At 61.9% G+C, this 18,863-nt stretch carries 20 protein-coding genes; 18 read left to right on the forward strand and 2 right to left on the reverse strand.

Going from position 1 to position 18,863, the window contains the following annotated elements; all coding sequences use genetic code 11:
* Nucleotide 1: 1 nt before the first annotated feature.
* On the forward strand, nt 2–1,006 hold the full coding sequence (locus B0G71_RS03155) for a S49 family peptidase (RefSeq protein ID WP_116139689.1): 1,005 nt from the start codon (nt 2–4) through the stop codon (nt 1,004–1,006).
* Nucleotides 1,007–1,093: 87 nt separating this feature from the next.
* On the opposite strand, the gene B0G71_RS03160 is transcribed toward B0G71_RS03155, so the two are convergent.
* Entirely contained in the window at nt 1,094–1,813 is a 720-nt protein-coding gene (locus B0G71_RS03160; protein WP_116139690.1) for an SAM-dependent methyltransferase, read from the reverse strand.
* Nucleotides 1,810–2,427 carry a Maf-like protein gene (locus B0G71_RS03165; RefSeq protein ID WP_116139692.1) on the reverse strand — a complete coding sequence of 206 codons (618 nt, stop codon included), beginning with the start codon at nt 2,425–2,427 and terminating at the stop codon, nt 1,810–1,812. The genes B0G71_RS03160 and B0G71_RS03165 overlap by 4 nt, the downstream gene beginning before the upstream one ends.
* Nucleotides 2,428–2,687: 260 nt before the next feature.
* On the opposite strand from B0G71_RS03165, the gene B0G71_RS03170 reads away from it, so the two are divergent.
* The 17 genes from B0G71_RS03170 (at nt 2,688) to rnc (ending at nt 18,852) form a co-directional block, all read left to right on the forward strand.
* Nucleotides 2,688–3,329: a DUF177 domain-containing protein gene (locus tag B0G71_RS03170; RefSeq protein WP_106283765.1), complete on the forward strand. Its 642-nt coding sequence runs from the start codon at nt 2,688–2,690 to the stop codon at nt 3,327–3,329.
* Nucleotides 3,330–3,430: 101 nt separating this feature from the next.
* Nucleotides 3,431–3,610: a 50S ribosomal protein L32 gene (gene rpmF, locus B0G71_RS03175; protein ID WP_006051932.1), complete on the forward strand. Its 180-nt coding sequence runs from the start codon at nt 3,431–3,433 to the stop codon at nt 3,608–3,610.
* A gap of 172 nt (nt 3,611–3,782) precedes the next feature.
* Nucleotides 3,783–4,889, forward strand: a complete 1,107-nt coding sequence (plsX, locus tag B0G71_RS03185) for a phosphate acyltransferase PlsX (RefSeq protein WP_106283764.1) — start codon at nt 3,783–3,785, stop codon at nt 4,887–4,889.
* Nucleotides 4,889–5,878 carry a beta-ketoacyl-ACP synthase III gene (locus B0G71_RS03190; RefSeq protein ID WP_116139694.1) on the forward strand — a complete coding sequence of 330 codons (990 nt, stop codon included), beginning with the start codon at nt 4,889–4,891 and terminating at the stop codon, nt 5,876–5,878. The genes plsX and B0G71_RS03190 overlap by 1 nt, the downstream gene beginning before the upstream one ends.
* 111 nt (nt 5,879–5,989) lie before the next feature.
* Entirely contained in the window at nt 5,990–6,925 is a 936-nt protein-coding gene (gene fabD, locus B0G71_RS03195) for an ACP S-malonyltransferase (RefSeq protein WP_116139696.1), read from the forward strand.
* Nucleotides 6,926–7,024: 99 nt separating this feature from the next.
* Nucleotides 7,025–7,774 carry a 3-oxoacyl-ACP reductase FabG gene (fabG, locus tag B0G71_RS03200; protein ID WP_064268451.1) on the forward strand — a complete coding sequence of 250 codons (750 nt, stop codon included), beginning with the start codon at nt 7,025–7,027 and terminating at the stop codon, nt 7,772–7,774.
* 151 nt (nt 7,775–7,925) lie between these two features.
* Entirely contained in the window at nt 7,926–8,165 is a 240-nt protein-coding gene (gene acpP, locus B0G71_RS03205) for an acyl carrier protein (RefSeq protein ID WP_004197638.1), read from the forward strand.
* Nucleotides 8,166–8,397: 232 nt separating this feature from the next.
* Nucleotides 8,398–9,636 (forward strand): beta-ketoacyl-ACP synthase II, encoded by a 1,239-nt coding sequence (fabF, locus tag B0G71_RS03210; protein ID WP_106283835.1) that lies wholly within the window; start codon nt 8,398–8,400, stop codon nt 9,634–9,636.
* 41 nt (nt 9,637–9,677) lie between these two features.
* Nucleotides 9,678–10,136 (forward strand): hypothetical protein, encoded by a 459-nt coding sequence (locus B0G71_RS03215; RefSeq protein ID WP_258875475.1) that lies wholly within the window; start codon nt 9,678–9,680, stop codon nt 10,134–10,136.
* A gap of 92 nt (nt 10,137–10,228) precedes the next feature.
* Nucleotides 10,229–10,828: an RNA polymerase sigma factor RpoE gene (gene rpoE, locus B0G71_RS03220; RefSeq protein ID WP_006051939.1), complete on the forward strand. Its 600-nt coding sequence runs from the start codon at nt 10,229–10,231 to the stop codon at nt 10,826–10,828.
* 84 nt (nt 10,829–10,912) lie between these two features.
* Complete coding sequence (locus tag B0G71_RS03225) at nt 10,913–11,542, forward strand: sigma-E factor negative regulatory protein (RefSeq protein ID WP_116139698.1); 630 nt, start codon at nt 10,913–10,915, stop codon at nt 11,540–11,542.
* Between the two features lie 4 nt (nt 11,543–11,546).
* Nucleotides 11,547–12,590 (forward strand): MucB/RseB C-terminal domain-containing protein, encoded by a 1,044-nt coding sequence (locus B0G71_RS03230; protein ID WP_106283832.1) that lies wholly within the window; start codon nt 11,547–11,549, stop codon nt 12,588–12,590.
* 35 nt (nt 12,591–12,625) lie between these two features.
* Nucleotides 12,626–14,143, forward strand: a complete 1,518-nt coding sequence (locus tag B0G71_RS03235) for a DegQ family serine endoprotease (RefSeq protein ID WP_116139700.1) — start codon at nt 12,626–12,628, stop codon at nt 14,141–14,143.
* Entirely contained in the window at nt 14,140–14,403 is a 264-nt protein-coding gene (locus B0G71_RS03240; protein ID WP_116139702.1) for a glutaredoxin family protein, read from the forward strand. The genes B0G71_RS03235 and B0G71_RS03240 overlap by 4 nt, the downstream gene beginning before the upstream one ends.
* 261 nt (nt 14,404–14,664) lie before the next feature.
* Nucleotides 14,665–16,458: a translation elongation factor 4 gene (gene lepA / locus B0G71_RS03245; RefSeq protein WP_106283758.1), complete on the forward strand. Its 1,794-nt coding sequence runs from the start codon at nt 14,665–14,667 to the stop codon at nt 16,456–16,458.
* 31 nt (nt 16,459–16,489) lie between these two features.
* Nucleotides 16,490–17,383: a signal peptidase I gene (gene lepB, locus B0G71_RS03250; RefSeq protein WP_116139704.1), complete on the forward strand. Its 894-nt coding sequence runs from the start codon at nt 16,490–16,492 to the stop codon at nt 17,381–17,383.
* 185 nt (nt 17,384–17,568) lie between these two features.
* Nucleotides 17,569–18,852, forward strand: a complete 1,284-nt coding sequence (rnc, locus tag B0G71_RS03255; RefSeq protein ID WP_116139706.1) for a ribonuclease III — start codon at nt 17,569–17,571, stop codon at nt 18,850–18,852.
* The last annotated feature ends 11 nt before the right edge of the window (nt 18,853–18,863 follow it).

Consider the following 18,863-nt stretch of genomic DNA (forward strand, 5'->3'; position numbering starts at 1 on the left):
CATGTCCGACAATTTGACTCCCGAGCCGAAGGAACCGTCCCTGAATGGCCGCCCCCGTACGCCTGCCGATGAGCCGGGCTGGGAACGCGCCGCGCTCGAGCGTATCGCGCTCGCGGCGATCAATGAACAGCGTGCGGCGCGGCGCTGGAAGATTTTTTTCCGCTTTGTTTTTCTGGTCGTCGTGCTACTGGCGATATGGGTGGCCATCGACTTCTCCGGCGACAAGGTCGCCGCCACCGGCCGTCACACGGCTATGGTGACGCTTGACGGTGAGATATCGGCGGATACGAACGCAAACGCGGAAGATATCAACTCTGCCTTGCAGAGCGCGTTTGATGATGCGGGCACGGCGGGCGTGATCTTGCACTGCAATAGTCCGGGCGGCAGTCCGGTGCAGGCGGGCATCATTTACAACGAAATTCGCCGTTTGCGCGCGAAATATCCTTCAATTCCGCTCTACGCGGTCGTGGGCGACATGTGTGCATCGGGTGGCTACTATGCGGCCGCAGCCGCCGACAAGATTTATGTCGATAAGGCGAGCATCGTCGGTTCGATCGGCGTGCTGATGGACAGCTTCGGCTTCACCGGCCTGATGGATAAGCTCGGGATTCAGCGGCGCTTGCACACATCTGGTGAGAACAAGGGCTTTTTCGATCCGTTCTCCCCTGAAACGCCAAAGATGGACGAACATGCTCAGGATATGCTCGATCAGATCCACGCGCAGTTCATCGAAGCGGTGCGTCAGGGCCGCGGCAAACGCCTGCATGAAACGCCTGACATGTTCTCGGGCCTTTTCTGGACTGGCCAGAAGAGCGTCGAACTCGGCCTTGCCGATGGTTTGGGCGACGCGGATTATGTGGCCCGCGACCTGTTCAAAGCGCCGGATATCGTCGATTACACAGTAAAAGAGAGCATTACGGACCGCGTTGCTCGCAAGTTCGGCGCGGCGGTTGGTAGCGGCGCGGTTCACGCCATGGCACTCGGTGGAAAGATGAATTTGCGGTGAATTAGTGCTGACGATTAAAAAGGCGCCGCGCGGTCACCGTTTCGACGATCGCGCGGCGCTTTTTTGGTGTGTCGTTGTCCGACCCAGTCAAACGGCCAGGATTAGGAAAATAGCCGGACGCTTGTGCAGATCGATCGCCGGTTTTTTCTTCCAGTCGGCGACGGTGCGGCTGGCAATCGTTTCCGTCTCGAGCGTTAGATCCACTGCCACGCAAACGAGCGTGGACGGCGCGCAGGTCGCCAGCAGTGTGTCGAGCAATGCGCGGTTGCGGTACGGCGTCTCGATAAAAATTTGCGTTTGCTTGCCTTTGCGCGACAGCTGCTCCAGATCTCGCAGACGCTTGGCCCGCTCCGTGGCGTCAACCGGCAGGTAGCCATGGAACGCGAAGCTCTGCCCGTTGAGCCCTGACGCCATCAAAGCCAGCAGTATCGAACTCGGGCCAACGAACGGCACGACCTTCACGCCGCGTTCATGCGCGCGGCGTACCAGCAGGGCGCCGGGATCGGCGACGGCCGGGCAGCCGGCTTCGGAAACCAGACCCGCGTCGGTGCCCGCCAGGAGCGGCGCTAGCAGCTTGTCGATCTCGCCGGCCGGCGTATTCACATTCAGTTCGCGAATCTCGATTTCCTGGATCGGCCGTTCCGTGCCGACTTTTTTCAGGAAAGCGCGCGTGGTTTTCGCGTTTTCGCCAATGTAATAGTGAAGCGATGCGGCGCGGGCGCGAACCGGCGCGGGCAGGACGGCGTCGAGAGCCTCGGTATCGCCTTCGCCTAATGTATTTGGAATCAGATAGAGCGTACCGCTCATTGAGCCCCCAATAACGGATAACCCACTGCGAGCAGCATGCGCGACAGTGCGATCAATGGCAGGCCGACGAGCGCGGTCGGATCGTCGGAATGGATGGCTTCGAGCAAGGCAATGCCGAGCCCCTCGGATTTGGCGCTGCCGGCGACGTCGTACGGCGTTTCGGCCAGCAAATAGGCTTGCAGAGCGGCATCCGGCAGATCGCGGAAATGTACGCGGGTGATTACGTCGACGGCTTGCGCTGTGCCGGAGCGACTGTCGAGCAGGCACAGCGCACTATGAAACAGCACTTCGCGGCCGCGCATCGCCTGCAATTGCGCGAGCGCCTTGGCGTGCGAGCCCGGCTTGCCGATCTGCAGGCCGTCATAAGTGGCGACCTGGTCGGAGCCGATCACGAGCGCGGCTTCACCGGCGCCGAGTCCGCCGGCGACCGCGCGAGCTTTGGCTTGCGCAAGCCGCAGCGCGGTGACTTCCGGCGTTTCGCCGGCAAGCGGCGTCTCGTCGATTGCGGGCACGACGACATCGAACGGCACGCGCAGGCGTTCGAGCAGTTCCCGGCGATAAGGCGAACTCGACGCCAGAATCAGGCGTGGCGGGCGATTGGGAGAATCAGACATGGGTTAATCGACGGCTAGGGAGGCGGGGCGTACCAGCTTGCGCGAAGCTCGCGCGCGTACGGGCTTAAGTGTTTGACTCGAAAAGACAAAACGGATATGATTTCGGGCTTTTCATCGGTATGCTTGCGCTAGGCGAGTCTCGGTGCGTGCCCTGTAGTGAATCACTGCGGGCAAACACATGAGTCTCACGGGCTGTCTCGCAAATCGGTTATACCTCGCGGTTTATATACGGCGAAATCCTTGCCGACGCAGGAGCGCACATGACTCAACATCCTGGCAACCCTGCAGGTCTGTCCGACCCGCACGATATCGATCTGTTCGAATTTGCGCGGAGTGGGCGTCAGGCCGCGGGAGTCGTGCGCGTCTTGCAACTGCCGCGCATGTTAAACGAAGTCCCGGCAGAAGCGCCAGACCGCGATACCGCGTTCACCTGGCAAGCCGAGGGGGCGACGCAGCCGGAATTGCAGGACGACGGCACCGAGGGTCCCCAGCCTTATTTGCGGATGGCGATTCACGGCGCTGCATGGCTCGAATGTCAGCGGTGCATGACACCGTACCAGCAGGCATTCAACGTCGATGCGACTTACCGGATCGTCAACACTGAGGCGGAAGCCGAAGAGTTTCCGCTCGACGAGGATGAAGTCGAAGTGATCGTGGGTTCGAACCATTTCGATCTCATCGACTTGATCGAGGAAGAATTGCTGCTTTCCTTGCCGCTCGTGCCCAAGCACGAGATGTGTCCCGAAGTGCACGAGAGCCTCGTCTCTGGTGTGGCCGGTGCCGAAGGCGAGGGCGACGAGGGCGCACTGGACGAAGCAGGTGAGGGCGGCGAGCCCGAACGGCCCAATCCGTTTGCGGCGCTCCAGAGTCTCAAGCGCGGCGAGCCGGACAAGAAGCACTGAACAGTTGCATTGGAGCGCGATGCGGGCGCATTGGCCACTCGGCCAGTGGCGGACACCGAGTCGGGCTGTGTTAGAATCCGAAAAATTTTTAGGAGTTAGTCATGGCAGTTCAACAAAACAAGAAGTCGCCGTCGAAGCGCGGCATGCACCGTTCGCACGATTTCCTGACGGCAGCGCCGCTGGCCGTGGAACCGAGCACGGGCGAAGTGCATCTGCGTCACCACGTTAGCCCGAACGGCTACTATCGCGGCAAGAAAGTCGTCAAGACGAAGAACGACTAATCGTTTCACTGCGTTGCGCCTTGTGGCGTTTCGCGTGGCGATCGGCTCGCTTGACATTTTCCCGGCTCGGCAAAAAGGCGGCATTCAATTGCCGCTTTTTTGTGTCGATCGCAGTTGGCGCTCCGGCGCTTGCTATGATCCCATGCAGGGCGTCTGAAATTCGTCGCACTCCATGACAGTAAAGCTCACGATAGATTGCATGGGAGGCGACCACGGCCCGTCCGTGACCGTTCCCGCTGCCGTCAACTTCGTTCGATCGCATCCCGATGCTGAGCTGCTGCTCGTCGGCATCGAAAGTGCGATTCGTGCGCAGCTGAAGAGGTTGAAGGCTCAGGACCTGCCGGCGCTGACCGTCGTACCCGCTTCCGAGATCGTCGCCATGGACGATTCGGTCGAAGTCGCGCTGCGCAAGAAAAAAGATTCCTCCATGCGCGTGGCGCTAAACCGCGTCAAGGAAGGCGAGGCGCAAGCCTGCATTTCCGCCGGCAATACCGGCGCGCTGATGGCGGTTTCGCGTTACGTGCTGAAAACGCTGTCGGGCATCGAACGCCCGGCCATCGCGTCGGCACTGCCCAATCCCAATGGCTACACGATGATGCTCGACCTGGGCGCCAACGTCGATTGCGAGCCGCAGCATCTGCTGCAGTTCGCGGAGATGGGGCACGCGCTCGTGTCCGCGCTCGAGGGCAAGGATCGGCCTACCATCGGCCTGCTCAACATCGGCGAAGAAGTCATCAAGGGCAATGACACCATCAAACGTGCTGGCGAACTGCTGCGCGCGAGTACACTTAACTTTCACGGTAACGTTGAAGGCAACGATATCTTCAAGGGCACGGTCGACGTGATCGTCTGCGACGGTTTTGTCGGCAATGTCGCGCTGAAGACGTCGGAAGGCCTCGCGCAGATGCTGTCCAACATCATCAAGGAAGAGTTCGGCCGTTCGTGGCTCACCAAGGTGATGGCGGTGCTCGCCTTGCCGGTATTGATGCGCTTCAAGAAACGTGTCGATCATCGGCAATACAATGGCGCTGCATTGCTCGGCCTGCGCGGGCTGGTGATCAAAAGCCACGGTTCGGCGGATGCTTACGGGTTTGAGTGGGCTATCAAACGCGGGTATGATGCCGTCAAAAACGGCGTGCTGGAACGCCTTGCGCGAGCGATGGAAGAGAACGCGGGTTCTCTCGAACAGGCGGCGCGCGACGCGAGCGGTGCGGGCCACGCAAGCCCGATCGCCGGCCAGCCAGCCGAGCCCTACGCTGCGCAATCCTCGAAGGCATAATGGCTCAATCGACAATTTATTCCCGCGTGCTGGGCACCGGCAGCTATCTGCCGCCCGACCGCGTCACCAATCAGGATCTGGCCGAACGTCTCGCCAAGCAAGGTGTCGAGACGAGCGACGAGTGGATCGTCGCCCGCACGGGCATTCATGCGCGCCACTTTGCGGACCCTGATGTCACGACTAGCGATCTCGCGCTCATCGCTTCGCAACGCGCGATCGAGGCAGCGGACATCGACCCGCAGTCCATCGATCTGATCATCGTCGCCACCTCCACGCCGGACTTCGTGTTTCCGAGCACGGCGTGCCTGCTGCAGAACAAGCTCGGCATCAAGAACCACGGCGCGGCATTCGACGTGCAAGCCGTCTGTTCCGGGTTTGCCTACGCGGTGGCCACGGCGGACAGCTTCATTCGCAGCGGTCAGCATCGCACGGCGCTCGTGATCGGCGCGGAAACCTTCTCGCGCATTCTCGACTTCAACGACCGCACTACCTGCGTGCTGTTCGGCGACGGCGCGGGCGCGGTGATCCTGCAGGCGTCCGAACAACCGGGCGTGCTGGCCAGCGCATTGCACGCCGATGGCAGCCACTCGAACATTCTCTGCACACCGGGCAATGTGAACGGCGGTGTCGTGGCGGGCAGCGCGTTCCTGCATATGGACGGGCAGGCGGTGTTCAAACTCGCCGTCAACGTGCTCGAAAAAGTCGCGGTCGAAGCGCTCGAGAAGGCCAGTCTGTCGGCTCAACAGATCGACTGGCTGATTCCGCATCAGGCGAATATCCGCATCATGCAAAGCACCTGTCGCAAGCTCGGTTTGCCGCAGGAACGCATGGTCGTCACGGTGGGCGAGCACGGCAATACGTCGGCTGCGTCCATTCCGCTCGCATTCGACGTCGCGGTGCGCGACGGCCGCATCAAGCGCGGCCAGAACGTGCTGATCGAAGGTGTCGGCGGCGGCTTCACGTGGGGCGCGTCGGTTATCCGCTACTAATGGCGGCGACGTTGCGGCGAGCGCTATTCGCAGCGCTCGGCTGCATATGAGCGCGCTCGCCGTCAACCGGGCGCGCCACCCACATCTGACTAAATCGATTTTGGGGACGATATGAAATTTGCGTTCGTTTTTCCTGGCCAAGGTTCGCAGTCGGTCGGCATGCTCAACGCATTCGCCGATCACGCGATCGTGCGTGAGACGGTTCAGGAAGCCTCCGATGCGCTCAACCAGGATCTCGGCAAACTGATCGCCGAAGGCCCCGTCGAAGATCTGAACCTCACCACCAACACTCAGCCGGTCATGCTGACCGCCGCTTACGCGATGTATCGCGCGTGGCTGCAGGCAGGCGGCCTGAAGCCCGCGATCGTCGCGGGCCATAGCCTCGGCGAATACACCGCGCTGGTCGCGGCGGGCGCGATCGCGTTTCGCGATGCCGTACCGCTCGTGCGTTTTCGCGCGCAAGCCATGCAAACGGCGGTGCCGGTCGGTGAAGGCGGCATGGCCGCGATTCTCGGTCTCGACGATGACGCAGTGCGCGCGGTGTGCGCCGAGGCGTCGGTGGCGGGCGTGGTCGAAGCGGTGAATTTCAATGCGCCGGCGCAGGTCGTGATCGCAGGAAACAAGGCTGCGGTTGAAAAGGCCTGCGAAGTCGCGAAGGCGAAGGGCGCCAAGCGCGCGTTGCCGCTGCCGGTCTCGGCGCCGTTCCACTCGTCGCTGCTCAAGCCCGCGTCGGATCAGTTGCGCGAGTATCTGGCGAGCGTCGAGGTGCAGGTGCCGGCGATTCCGGTCATCAACAACGTCGATGTCGCCGTGGTCAATGAGCCGGCCGGGATCAAGGACGCGCTGGTGCGCCAGGCGGCCGGCGCGGTGCGTTGGGTCGAAAGCGTGCAGGCCATGTCGGCTCAAGGCGTCACGCACGTGATCGAATGCGGGCCGGGCAAGGTCCTTGCGGGTTTGACCAAGCGTATCGACGGCAATCTGGTCGGCGGTTCGATCTTCGATCCGGCTTCGCTCGAAGAAACGCTCAAACTCGTGAAAGCAGGCTGAACGCAACGTCGCGCCGCGCCTGGCAGCAGGCGCTCCGCGACGGCGGCAGAACTCCGCATCAGAATCAATCAGCCCTCCGAAGGGCATCCGGACTGACAGATGGAAAAGACTCTCGACAAGCAGATTGCAATCGTCACTGGCGCCTCGCGCGGCATTGGCCGTGCGATCGCCATGGAACTGGCGCGCCAAGGCGCGACGGTGATCGGCACGGCGACCAGCGAAAGCGGCGCGGCTGCCATCAGCGAAGCGTTTAACGCGGCCGGCGTGAACGGTCGCGGTGCAGTGCTCAACGTCAACGACGCGGCTGCGGCGGAAGCGCTGATCGACGGCACGGTGAAGGAATTCGGCGCGCTGCACGTGCTGGTGAATAACGCCGGCATCACGCAGGATCAGCTCGCCATGCGCATGAAGGACGATGATTGGGACGCGGTGGTCGACACCAACCTCAAGTCGGTATTCCGTCTGTCGCGCGCGGTGCTGCGCCCCATGATGAAGGCGAAGGGCGGCCGCATCATCAATATCACGTCGGTGGTCGGCTCGGCCGGCAACCCAGGGCAGATCAATTACGCCGCCGCGAAAGCGGGCGTGGCGGGCATGACGCGCGCGCTCGCACGCGAGATCGGCAGCCGCGGCATCACGGTCAACTGCGTCGCGCCGGGTTTCATCGACACCGACATGACCAAGACTCTGCCGGAAGAGCAGCAAACGGCGCTGAAGACGCAGATTCCGCTGGGCCGCCTCGGCAGCCCGGAAGATATCGCGCACGCCGTGGCGTTTCTGGCATCGCCGCAAGCCGGCTATATCACTGGCACGACGCTGCATGTGAACGGCGGAATGTACATGTCGTAACCAAATTCGGTTACTATCCGCGCCTTGATGCGTTTGTAAATGCGTAAGGCGCATGCCTTGACAGCAACCCGATGCGCCGCTTTTTTGCCGGGTCAAACCTGATAAAATGCGCGCACCTGTATTTTTGAACTTCTTTTCCCTTGGAGGGGTAATGGACAATATCGAACAGCGCGTCAAGAAGATCGTCGCAGAACAACTGGGCGTTGCAGAAGCTGAGATCAAGAACGAAGCTTCGTTCGTGAACGACCTCGGCGCCGACTCGCTCGACACCGTTGAACTCGTGATGGCCCTCGAAGACGAATTCGGCATGGAAATTCCGGATGAAGAAGCCGAGAAGATCACCACCGTTCAGCAAGCGATCGACTACGCTCGCGCGAACGTCAAGGCCTAAGGTCATTCGCGCCCGCGTTTCTGCGTTGGCGGCGTATGACGCCCTGCCGTGTCGGTTGCCGACGCCAGCAGGGGTGGTGCTTTTTGCCGCGCGTTTTGCCAAGCAGGAGCCAGCGATGTCGACAGCGCAAGTTTTCGCGCGATTGCCGAGTTAAACAGCCACAGGGCATACAGGGCAGGTTCCTGTGGCCGCTGTGGCTTTTGCTTTTGTCATCTATGAAAAAGGGGTTACCGTGAGCCGCCGTCGTGTTGTTGTTACAGGCCTGGGGCTGATTTCGCCTGTTGGCAATAATGTTGCCGACGGCTGGGCCAATCTGGTCGCCGGCAAGTCGGGTATTGCCAATATCACGAAGTTCGATGCGTCGAACTTCTCGACTCGTTTCGCCGGCGAGGTGAAGGGCTTCAATATCGAGGACTACATCCCCGGTAAGGAAGCGCGCCACATGGATACGTTCATCCATTACGGCGTGGCTGCAGGCATCCAGGCCATGCAGGATAGCGGCCTCGAAGTCACCGACGAGAATTCGGAGCGTATCGGTGTGGTGGTGGGTTCGGGCATCGGCGGCTTGCCGATGATCGAAGTGACGCAAACCGAACTGCTCAATCGCGGCCCGCGCCGCATTTCGCCGTTCTTCGTGCCGGCGTCGATCATCAACATGATCTCTGGCCATCTGTCGATCAAGTTCGGCATCAAGGGTCCGAATCTGGCGATCGTGACGGCGTGTACCACCGGCCTGCACTGTATCGGCGAGGCTTCGCGCCTGATCGAATACGGCGACGCCGACGTGATGATCGCGGGCGGCGCGGAATCGACCGTGTCGCCGCTCGGTATCGGCGGCTTTGCGGCGGCGCGCGCGCTGTCGCAACGCAATGACGATCCGGCAACCGCGAGCCGTCCGTGGGACAAGGATCGCGACGGTTTCGTGCTGGGCGAGGGTGCGGGTGTGATGGTGCTCGAAGAGTACGAGCACGCGAAAGCGCGCGGCGCGAAGATTTACGCCGAAGTCAGCGGCTATGGGATGAGCGGCGACGCCTATCACATGACCGCGCCGCTGGAAGACGGCGACGGCGCTCGCCGCTGCATGCTGGCCGCGTTGAAGAACGCGGGCATCAACACGGATCAGGTGAATTACCTGAATGCGCACGGCACTTCCACGCCGCTCGGCGACCTGGCTGAAACCACCGGCATCAAGCGCGCGTTCGGCGATCACGCCAAAGACATGGTGGTGAACTCGACCAAGTCGATGACGGGTCACCTGCTGGGCGGCGCCGGGGGTCTGGAGTCGGTGTTCACCGTGCTGGCCGTGCATCATCAGGTGTCGCCGCCGACCATCAACATCTTCAATCAGGATCCGGCCTGCGATCTGGACTACTGCGCCAACACCGCACGGGAGATGAAGATCGACGTCGCGCTGAAGAACTCGTTCGGGTTCGGCGGCACGAACGGCACGCTGGTCTTCAAGCGCGCCTGATCGCCTGATAGTTGGTGACGCGTCAGTCAACGGCGCCGGCTATGCCGGCGCTTTCCCCTGAATCGGCCCAGCCCGACGGAGCGCCGCAGCGGATTTCGCTGCGGCGCTCCGTCGCCGTCTGGGCTGCGTTAGGGGTTTTCGTTCTGACGGCGACATCGGCCGTCTTTGCTTGTCTCGCGTCGCACCTGGGCACGTGGCAGGCCGTTCCGTTGACGCTCGCCGTGTGGGCATGGCTCGCGCTTTGCGCGCTTCGGTACGAGCGCGCGCAGCCTGTCGCGTTGAAAATCGGGCCGGACGGATTATCTGTCTGGGGCCGGACGGGTGCGCTGCTGGCGCAGGGGCGTATTGCCGGATGTTCGCAGTGGAGCGGCCGCTTGCTGATTCTTGCGCTGATGCCGGAACGGGGCCGCACGCGCACGGTACTGCTTGCCGCCGACGCGCTCCCGGCGCCGGTTTTCCGGGAACTGGCCGTGCTGGGCCGGCGTGGCGCCGGCGCCTGACTGTAACCGCTGTTACCGGCGTAACGTGCCCTCATGACGGGAACGCTACAATGGTGCCCCGCCATGCGCCCTATAGTTAACGGATTTATCAGGTGAGCGAAAAAGAAATTGATCAGGTGCTGGTCGAACGCGTCCAGAAGGGCGACAAGGCCGCGTTCGAGCTACTGGTCTCCAAATACCACCGCAAGATTCTCCGGCTGATCTCGCGTCTCGTGCGGGACCCTGCCGAGGTAGAAGACGTCGCTCAGGACGCCTTTATCAAGGCGTACCGGGCGTTGCCGCAGTTTCGCGGCGAATCGGCCTTTTATACGTGGTTGTACCGGATTGCCGTGAACACGGCAAAGAACTACCTTGCCACCCAAGGGCGACGCGCGCCGACCTCGACCGAAGCAGATGCTGAAGAAGCTGAAACTTTCTCGGACGCGGACCAACTAAGGGATATCAACACGCCTGAGTCGATGTTGATGAGCAAGCAGATCGCTGAGACGGTCAATGCTGCGATGGCGGTTTTACCGGAAGAGTTGCGCACCGCCATTACTCTTCGTGAAATTGAAGGTTTGAGTTACGAGGAAATCGCTGAGATGATGGGTTGCCCAATCGGCACAGTCAGATCGCGAATTTTCCGCGCTCGCGAAGCCATTGCGGCAAAATTGCGTCCGTTGCTTGACACACCCGAAGGCAAGCGCTGGTGAACCACCAGCGCTGCTAGATGGGGCGCGGGTGCAATATCTGGATTAGTGGTGTCACTACGGGGTATTTGTAAGATGGGGAGCATCATGGGGTCGGTCTCGATGCAATCGCAAGCCAGCTCGCGCGGCGAGCGTCTGTCCGCTTTTGTCGACGGTGAGCTGTTCGGCGAAGAGCATCTGAATCTGGACACGTTTATTTCTGGGCTGAACGGCGAGGATCGCGCCGCCTGGTCGAGCTATCACCTGATCGGCGACGCATTGCGTTCCGACGATCTGGCGGTCAGCCCGGCGGCGAGCAGCGCGTTTCTCAGCGGTTTCGCCGCGCGCCTCGACAACGAACCACACGTGCTGGCGCCCGCCGCCATGCCGGTTGCGCGTCGTTTGCTGGCGTTGCGTCGCCGAGTCGTGCCGGCGTTTGCCGTCGCGGCTGCGGCCGCCACGCTGACGTGGATCGTCGTGCCGCAACTGCAAGGTGTGCCGGGCGGTCCGGGGGCTTCGCAAATCGCGTCGGTCCAGCATGGCGACTCGCTGCAACGCGTGGCCATGGCGCCTGCGCCGACAGCGACGGTCCAGCCGGTCACGCAAGACGCCAACATCATTCGCGACGCCAGTCTCGACCAGTATCTGGAAGCTCACCAGCAATTCGCGCAACAACCGGTCATGCCGGGCTCGATGCCGCTGATTCGCGCTGCCGCCGTTTCTACGCAAGGCCAATAGTTTGATGCAGACTCCGCGGTTGAATAAAACGACTATCTGGGGGCGGCTGCCGGCATTTCTGTTCTGCGCAGCCGTATTGTTGTCCGCTACACCGCGGGTCTTTGCACAAACTGACGACCCGCTCGTTGCCCGTCGCACGGCCGCGGATCTGCTCGATCGCATCCATCAGGCTGCGCAACAGCAGAATTACGAGGGCGCGTTCGTCTACCAGCGCGGCAATTTCGTTCAGACGTCGCGGATCGCGCACTACGCGACCCGTGCGGACGGCGAATTCGAGCAACTCGAAAGCCTTGACGGCAAGCCGCGCAAAATGCTGCGTCATAACGACGAGCTCTACACGTTCGTGCCGGAGCGGCACTTGTGCGTCGTCGAGAAGCGTCAGAATAAGGATTCATTTCCGGCGCTGCTGGCCGTGAGCGGCGAGCAGGTGTTGTCGGTTTACGAGCCCAAGCTGCTCGGCGACGACCGCGTCGCGGGCGTCGACAGCCAGGTGATCGAACTCGATCCGAAAGACGCGTATCGCTTTGCGTACAAGCTGTGGGCCGACAAGAAAACCGGCCTGCTGCTGCGTGCCCAGACGCTTGACCCGAATGGTCAGGTGCTCGAGCAACTGTCGTTCTCCCAGATTCGCATCGGCGTGCCGGTCGACAAGGCCGGCATCGTCAACGGTATTCGTAATACGGCGGGGTGGACCGTGGTGCGTCCGCCGGTCGAGCCGGTCGACATGGCCGCGCAAGGCTGGCAGATCACGCCGACGGTGCCAGGCTTCCGCAAGATTCGTGAACTGCGCCGTCCCATGGCCGCGCGCGATCCGGGTCAACCGACCATTCCGGTGGACCAGGCGGTGTTCTCCGATGGCCTCGCAGCCATCTCGGTATTCGTGGAACCGGTCGAAAACAACACGCGCAAGGAAGGCGCGGGCAGCAGCGGCGCCACACACGTGCTCGTCAAGCGTCGCGGCGACTTCTGGATTACTCTGCTTGGTGAAGTGCCCCAGGCCACATTGCAGCAATTTGCGTCTGCCATAGAATACAAAGCTCCGAAGTAATCCTCCGAATCCTGAATCCCTCGGCTTGCTACGATATGACGACTTTCTCGGTGCGCAAATTCCTCGCGGCCGCGGTGGTGGCGGCTTGTTTGCCGCTCGTTCCGCATACGGCGTCGGCGGCTCCGGCCGCCAATCTGCCCGACTTCACTGATCTGGTCGACAAGGTCGGCCCGGCGGTCGTCAACATTCGCACGACTACGCGCGTGTCGAACAGCGGTGCTCGCGGCGGTTTGCCGCCGGGTATGGACGACGGCGACATGTCGGAGTTTTTCCGGCGCTTCTTCGGCATTCCGTTGCCGCAGTCGCCGCAATCCCCCGGTGCGCCCGGTTCGCCGCGTGGTGGCGACAACGGTGGCAGTGGCGGCAGCCAGGACTTGCCGGATAACAACGATGCCGAGCAGAACAGCGGCGTCGGCTCGGGCTTCATTCTGTCGGCGGACGGCTACGTGATGACCAACGCGCACGTCATCGACGACGCGGACACCATTTACGTCACACTCACCGACAAACGCGAGTTCAAGGCGAAGCTGATCGGCGTGGACGATCGGACCGACGTCGCCGTCGTGAAGATCAGCGCCGCCAATCTGCCGACCATTACAATCGGCGACTCGAACAAGGTGCGCGTGGGCGAGTGGGTCGTGGCGATCGGTTCGCCGTTCGGTCTCGAGAACACGGTGACGGCCGGCATCGTCAGCGCCAAGGGGCGCGATACGGGCGATTATCTGCCGTTCATCCAGACCGACGTGGCCGTCAATCCGGGAAATTCGGGCGGTCCGCTGATCAACATGCAGGGCGAGGTGATCGGCATCAACTCGCAGATCTACAGCCGCACGGGCGGTTTCATGGGCATCTCGTTCGCGATTCCGATCGACGAAGCCATGCGAGTGGCCGATCAGTTGAAGGCGTCGGGTAAGGTCGTGCGCGGGCGGATCGCGGTAGCGATCGGCGAAGTGACCAAAGACGTGGCCGACTCGCTCGGCCTGCCGAAGGCGCAGGGTGCGCTGGTCAGCAGCGTCGAACCGGGCGGCCCGGCGGACAAAGCCGGCGTGCAGCCGGGCGACATCATCCTGAAGTTCAACGGCCATTCGGTCGACACGGCAACGGACCTGCCGCGCATGGTCGGCGACACCAAGCCGGGCACCAGGTCGACGATCACGATCTGGCGCAAGGGCCAGACGCGCGATCTGCCGGTGACGATCGCCGAGATGCAGCCGGACAAATCGGCCAAGGCGGATCAGAAGAAACCGCAGCCGCCAAAGCAGCGCGCCACCAACGCGCTGGGTGTGGCCGTCAGCGATATCCCGGCCGACCAGCTGAAGGCGCTGAAGCTGCGCAACGGCGTGCAGATCGACGCCGCGGACGGTCCTGCAGCGCGCGTCGGCTTGCAGAAGGGCGACATCATCCTGCGGGTGGGCGATACGGACATCACCAGCGCGAAGCAGTTCGACGAGGTGAGTTCGCACCTCGATCCGCAGAAGATGGTCGCGCTGCTGGTTCGCCGCGGCGAGAACACGCAGTTCGTGCCGGTCCGCCCGCGCAGCGTCCAGAAATGACGAAGGCGGCGCCGCTCACGCTCTACGGGCGCGCGTGGTGCCACCTTTGCGACGACCTGCGTGCCGCGCTCGAGCCCTTGCTGGCCGAATTCGGCGCGCAGGTCCAGGTGATCGACGTCGACACCGATCCCTTGCTGGAAGCGCTTTACAACGAACTGGTGCCGGTTCTGGTCTGCGACGGCGTCGAACTGTGTCACTATCGCCTCGACGAAGCGCGGGTTCGTGCCGCGCTCGCCGCACGGGTTGCGGCCAGGCCCTGAGTTCGACTCAAGGGCTCGAACACAGCGCCGACGCCGCGCCGTTCACATCGAGCTTCACGTCTTTCCTGTCGCCCCGAGTTGTCGCCTTAGCGCCTTACTCTGGTCCCATGCAACCTGGTTGCTGAGCCGTCTTTTCCGCCCGAGCTTCGCAAGATGCGCCGGGCGATAGCCTTTTCGGCTAAAATAGATAGGTTTTTCACCTACTTACAAGGCGTGCTCCGCTATTGTCCGAGCGCGCCTTTTTTGCTTGATCGGCACTGAATGGATCATATTCGTAACTTCTCGATCATTGCGCACATCGACCATGGCAAGTCGACGCTCGCCGATCGCATCATCCAGATTTGCGGTGGCCTGTCCGACCGCGAGATGGAATCTCAAGTGCTCGATTCGATGGATCTCGAACGCGAGCGCGGCATCACCATCAAGGCACAAACCGCCGCACTGACATACAAAGCCCGTGACGGGCAAGTCTACAACCTGAACATGATCGACACGCCGGGCCACGTCGACTTCTCGTACGAAGTCAGCCGCTCGCTGTCCGCATGCGAAGGCGCGCTGCTGGTCGTGGACGCGAGCCAGGGCGTGGAAGCGCAAACCGTGGCCAACTGCTACACGGCGATCGAACTCGGCGTCGACGTGATTCCGGTGCTCAACAAGATCGATCTGCCGGCCGCGAACCCCGAAAACGCGATTGCCGAAATCGAAGACGTGATCGGCATCGACGCGACCGACGCCACGCATTGCAGCGCCAAGACTGGCCTCGGCGTCGAAGACGTGCTCGAAGCGCTGATCGCCAAAGTGCCGCCGCCCAAAGGCGATCCGGAAGCGCCGCTGCAGGCGCTGATCATCGACTCGTGGTTCGACAACTACGTCGGCGTCGTGATGCTGGTGCGTATCGTCAACGGCACGTTGCGTCCCAAGGACAAGATCCGCATGATGGCGACCGGCGCGCAGTATCCGGTCGAGCATGTCGGCGTGTTCACGCCGAAGTCGAAGAATCTCGAATCGCTGTCGGCCGGGCAAGTGGGTTTCATCATCGCCGGCATCAAGGAATTGGCTGCGGCGAAGGTGGGCGACACCGTCACGCTGGTGAACCGTCCGGCCGCCGAGCCGCTGCCGGGTTTCAAGGAAGTGAAGCCACAGGTGTTCGCCGGCCTCTACCCGGTCGAAGCAAACCAGTACGACGCGCTGCGCGATTCGCTCGAAAAGCTGAAGCTGAACGACGCCTCGCTGATGTACGAGCCTGAAGTGTCGCAGGCGCTCGGCTTCGGTTTCCGTTGCGGCTTCCTCGGTCTGTTGCATATGGAGATCGTGCAGGAACGGCTGGAGCGCGAGTTCGACATGGACCTGATCACCACGGCGCCGACCGTGGTGTACGAAGTCCTGCAGCGCGACGGCACGACCATCATGGTCGAGAATCCGGCCAAGATGCCGGAGCCGTCGAAAATCGAAGAGGTGCGCGAACCGATCGTCACCGTGAACCTGTACATGCCGCAAGACTACGTCGGCTCGGTGATCACGCTGTGTACGCAAAAGCGCGGCACGCAGATCAACATGCAGTATCACGGCCGCCAGGTGCAGTTGACCTACGAAATCCCGATGGGCGAAGTCGTGCTCGATTTCTTCGATCGTCTGAAGTCGATCTCGCGCGGCTACGCGTCCATGGATTACGAGTTCAAGGAATACCGCGCGGCAGACGTCGTGAAGGTCGACATGCTGATCAACGGCGACAAGGTCGACGCGCTGTCGGTCATCGTGCACCGTTCGCAAAGCCAGTACCGCGGCCGCGAAGTAGCGTCGAAAATGCGTGAACTGATTCCGCGCCAAATGTACGACGTCGCGATTCAGGCCACTATCGGCGCGAATATTATTGCGCGCGAGAACATTAAAGCGTTGCGTAAGAACGTGCTGGCAAAATGCTACGGCGGCGATATCTCGCGTAAGAAGAAGCTGCTGGAAAAGCAAAAGGCAGGCAAGAAGCGAATGAAGCAGGTGGGATCGGTCGAGATTCCGCAAGAGGCTTTCCTCGCGATCCTGCGTGTCGAAGACAAATAAGACGAACAACGAAGACGAACAACGGAACTCTATGAATTTTGCGCTGATTCTTTTTGTGCTCGTCATTTTGACGGGCGTCGCATGGGTCGCAGACAAACTGGTTTTCATGCCGCAACGGCGCCGCGCGGCGGAAGCCGCGGTCGCCGAGTTCGACCGCCAGCAGGCGCGCATCGGCGAGCGTTTCGCCGACGAAAACGCGGCGCAAACGCGCGCGCGTCTGCGTGACGACAAGCTGCGCCAACCGTGGTGGCTCGAGTATTCGGCGAGCTTTTTCCCGGTGATTCTGGTGGTGTTCGTGGTGCGCTCGTTCGTGGTCGAGCCGTTCAAGATTCCTTCGGGTTCGATGGTGCCGACGCTGCTGGTGGGCGACTTCATCCTCGTGAATAAATTCGACTACGGCATCCGTCTGCCGATCACCAACACGAAAATCACCGAAGGCCGTCCGCTGCAACGCGGCGACGTGGTGGTGTTCCGTTACCCGAAAGACGAATCGGTCGACTACATCAAGCGCGTGATCGGCTTGCCGGGCGACACCGTCGCGTATCAAGACAAGCAGCTCACGATCAACGGCAAGCCGGTGCCGGAAACGCCGCTGCCCGATTATCTCGACGACGAACGCATGGGTTACGCGAAGCAGTTCGAAGAGGATCTGGACGGCCGCAAGAACGCGATTCTGAACAATCCCGCCGTGCCGCCGTTCATCGTCGGCGCCGAAGATTATCCGTATCGCGACAACTGCACGTACAACGCACGCGGCGTGATCTGCAAGGTACCGCCGGGCAACTACTTCATGATGGGCGACAACCGCGATAACAGCGCGGATAGTCGCTACTGGGGTTTCGCGCCGGACAAGAATGTCGTCGGCCGCGCGTTTTTCATCTGGATGAACTTCAGCAATCTGAAACGCATCGGCTCGTTCAACTGAGTTCGTATGCGTTGATTGCACGACACGCCGCGTGGTTGACTCGCAGTTGGCCTTCACCAGGTCACGTGGGCCGCGGCGTGTTATCACGCTACTTTAAGATCCTGCGGTAACGTCGCTTCACCACGCTTTTTCCGCTGGCCGCCCCGCGTTTTCGCCGGGTCTGGCGCCCGCGTTATACTCTGCCCATGCCCCTATCTCCGTTGGAAAGCCGTCTGCGCTACGAATTTCGCAATGCGGAATTGTTGCGCCAGGCTTTAACGCACCGCAGTCACAGTTCCACGCATAATGAACGGCTCGAGTTTCTCGGCGATTCTGTTCTAAATTGCGCGGTGGCCGCGCTTTTGTTCCAACGTTTCGGCAAACTGGACGAGGGCGACCTGTCGCGCGTCCGCGCCAATCTGGTCAAACAGCAGTCGCTTTACGAAATTGCTCAAGCCCTGAATATTTCAGAAGGCTTGCGGCTTGGAGAAGGCGAGTTGCGCAGTGGCGGCTTCCGCCGGCCCTCTATCCTCGCTGACACGCTCGAAGCGGTGCTGGGCGCAGTGTTCCTCGACGGTGGCTTCGACGCCGCCCAGACGGTCATCAAGCGCCTCTACGTGCCGATTCTGGATCACATCGACCCGCGCACGCTGGGTAAGGATGCCAAGACGCTGCTGCAAGAGTATTTGCAAGGCCACAAGATCGCGCTGCCGACTTATACGGTCGTCGCGACGCATGGTGCGGCGCACAATCAGCAATTCGAAGTCGAATGCACGGTGCCTAAGCTGGACGTAAAAGTCTCCGGTTCCGGCGCCAGCCGTCGCGCGGCAGAACAGGCGGCGGCCAAGAAAGCGCTCGACGAGGTCATGGCTGCGGCGCCCGCCGTGGTCGCCAAGCCCAAGCGCTCGAAAGGCGCTCGCGCGGCGAAGCATGCCGAGCCGGAGATCGTGCCCGGTGTAACGGGCGTGCAAGCCGCGCTGGATTTGCGTAGTCCGGATCGCAAGAGCGAGCGCGGAGCGGGGCGCGGTGAATCGCGCGCACAGGCTGCCGTGGCGGAACCGGTGCCAGAACGCCCCGCGTTCGCGGCCGCACTCGCGCCGCTGGCGGTGATTCGCGCCGCGCACGTGGAGTACAGCGGACAGGACAAATCCGAGCGCGCCGAGAAGGCAGACAAGACGGCCGCTGACGCGAGCGACAGACCGGCAGACAAAACTGCCGAGAAGGGTGAAGCCAGGTTGCCGGACACGAAACCCGCCGACGCCAAACTCGCCCAGGCGAAATCTGCCGAAGCCAAACCCGACGTGCAGCCGGAAGGCAAACCGGAAGCCAGGCCAGAAACCGCAGCCGTCCGTAGCGTCGACAAGCACCGCGGCCGCGAGGCGACCCCCGGTTCCGCCGCGCCCGTGCCGAGCGCAGCGGCGGCGCCGACCGAACACGAACCCGGCGTAGCCGACGCGGTGCAAACGCGCGTCGCCGACGCGGGCCATTGATTGATTGCCAT

This window comes from Paraburkholderia sp. BL27I4N3 (assembly GCF_003386115.1).
Classification (GTDB): Bacteria; Pseudomonadota; Gammaproteobacteria; order Burkholderiales; family Burkholderiaceae; genus Paraburkholderia.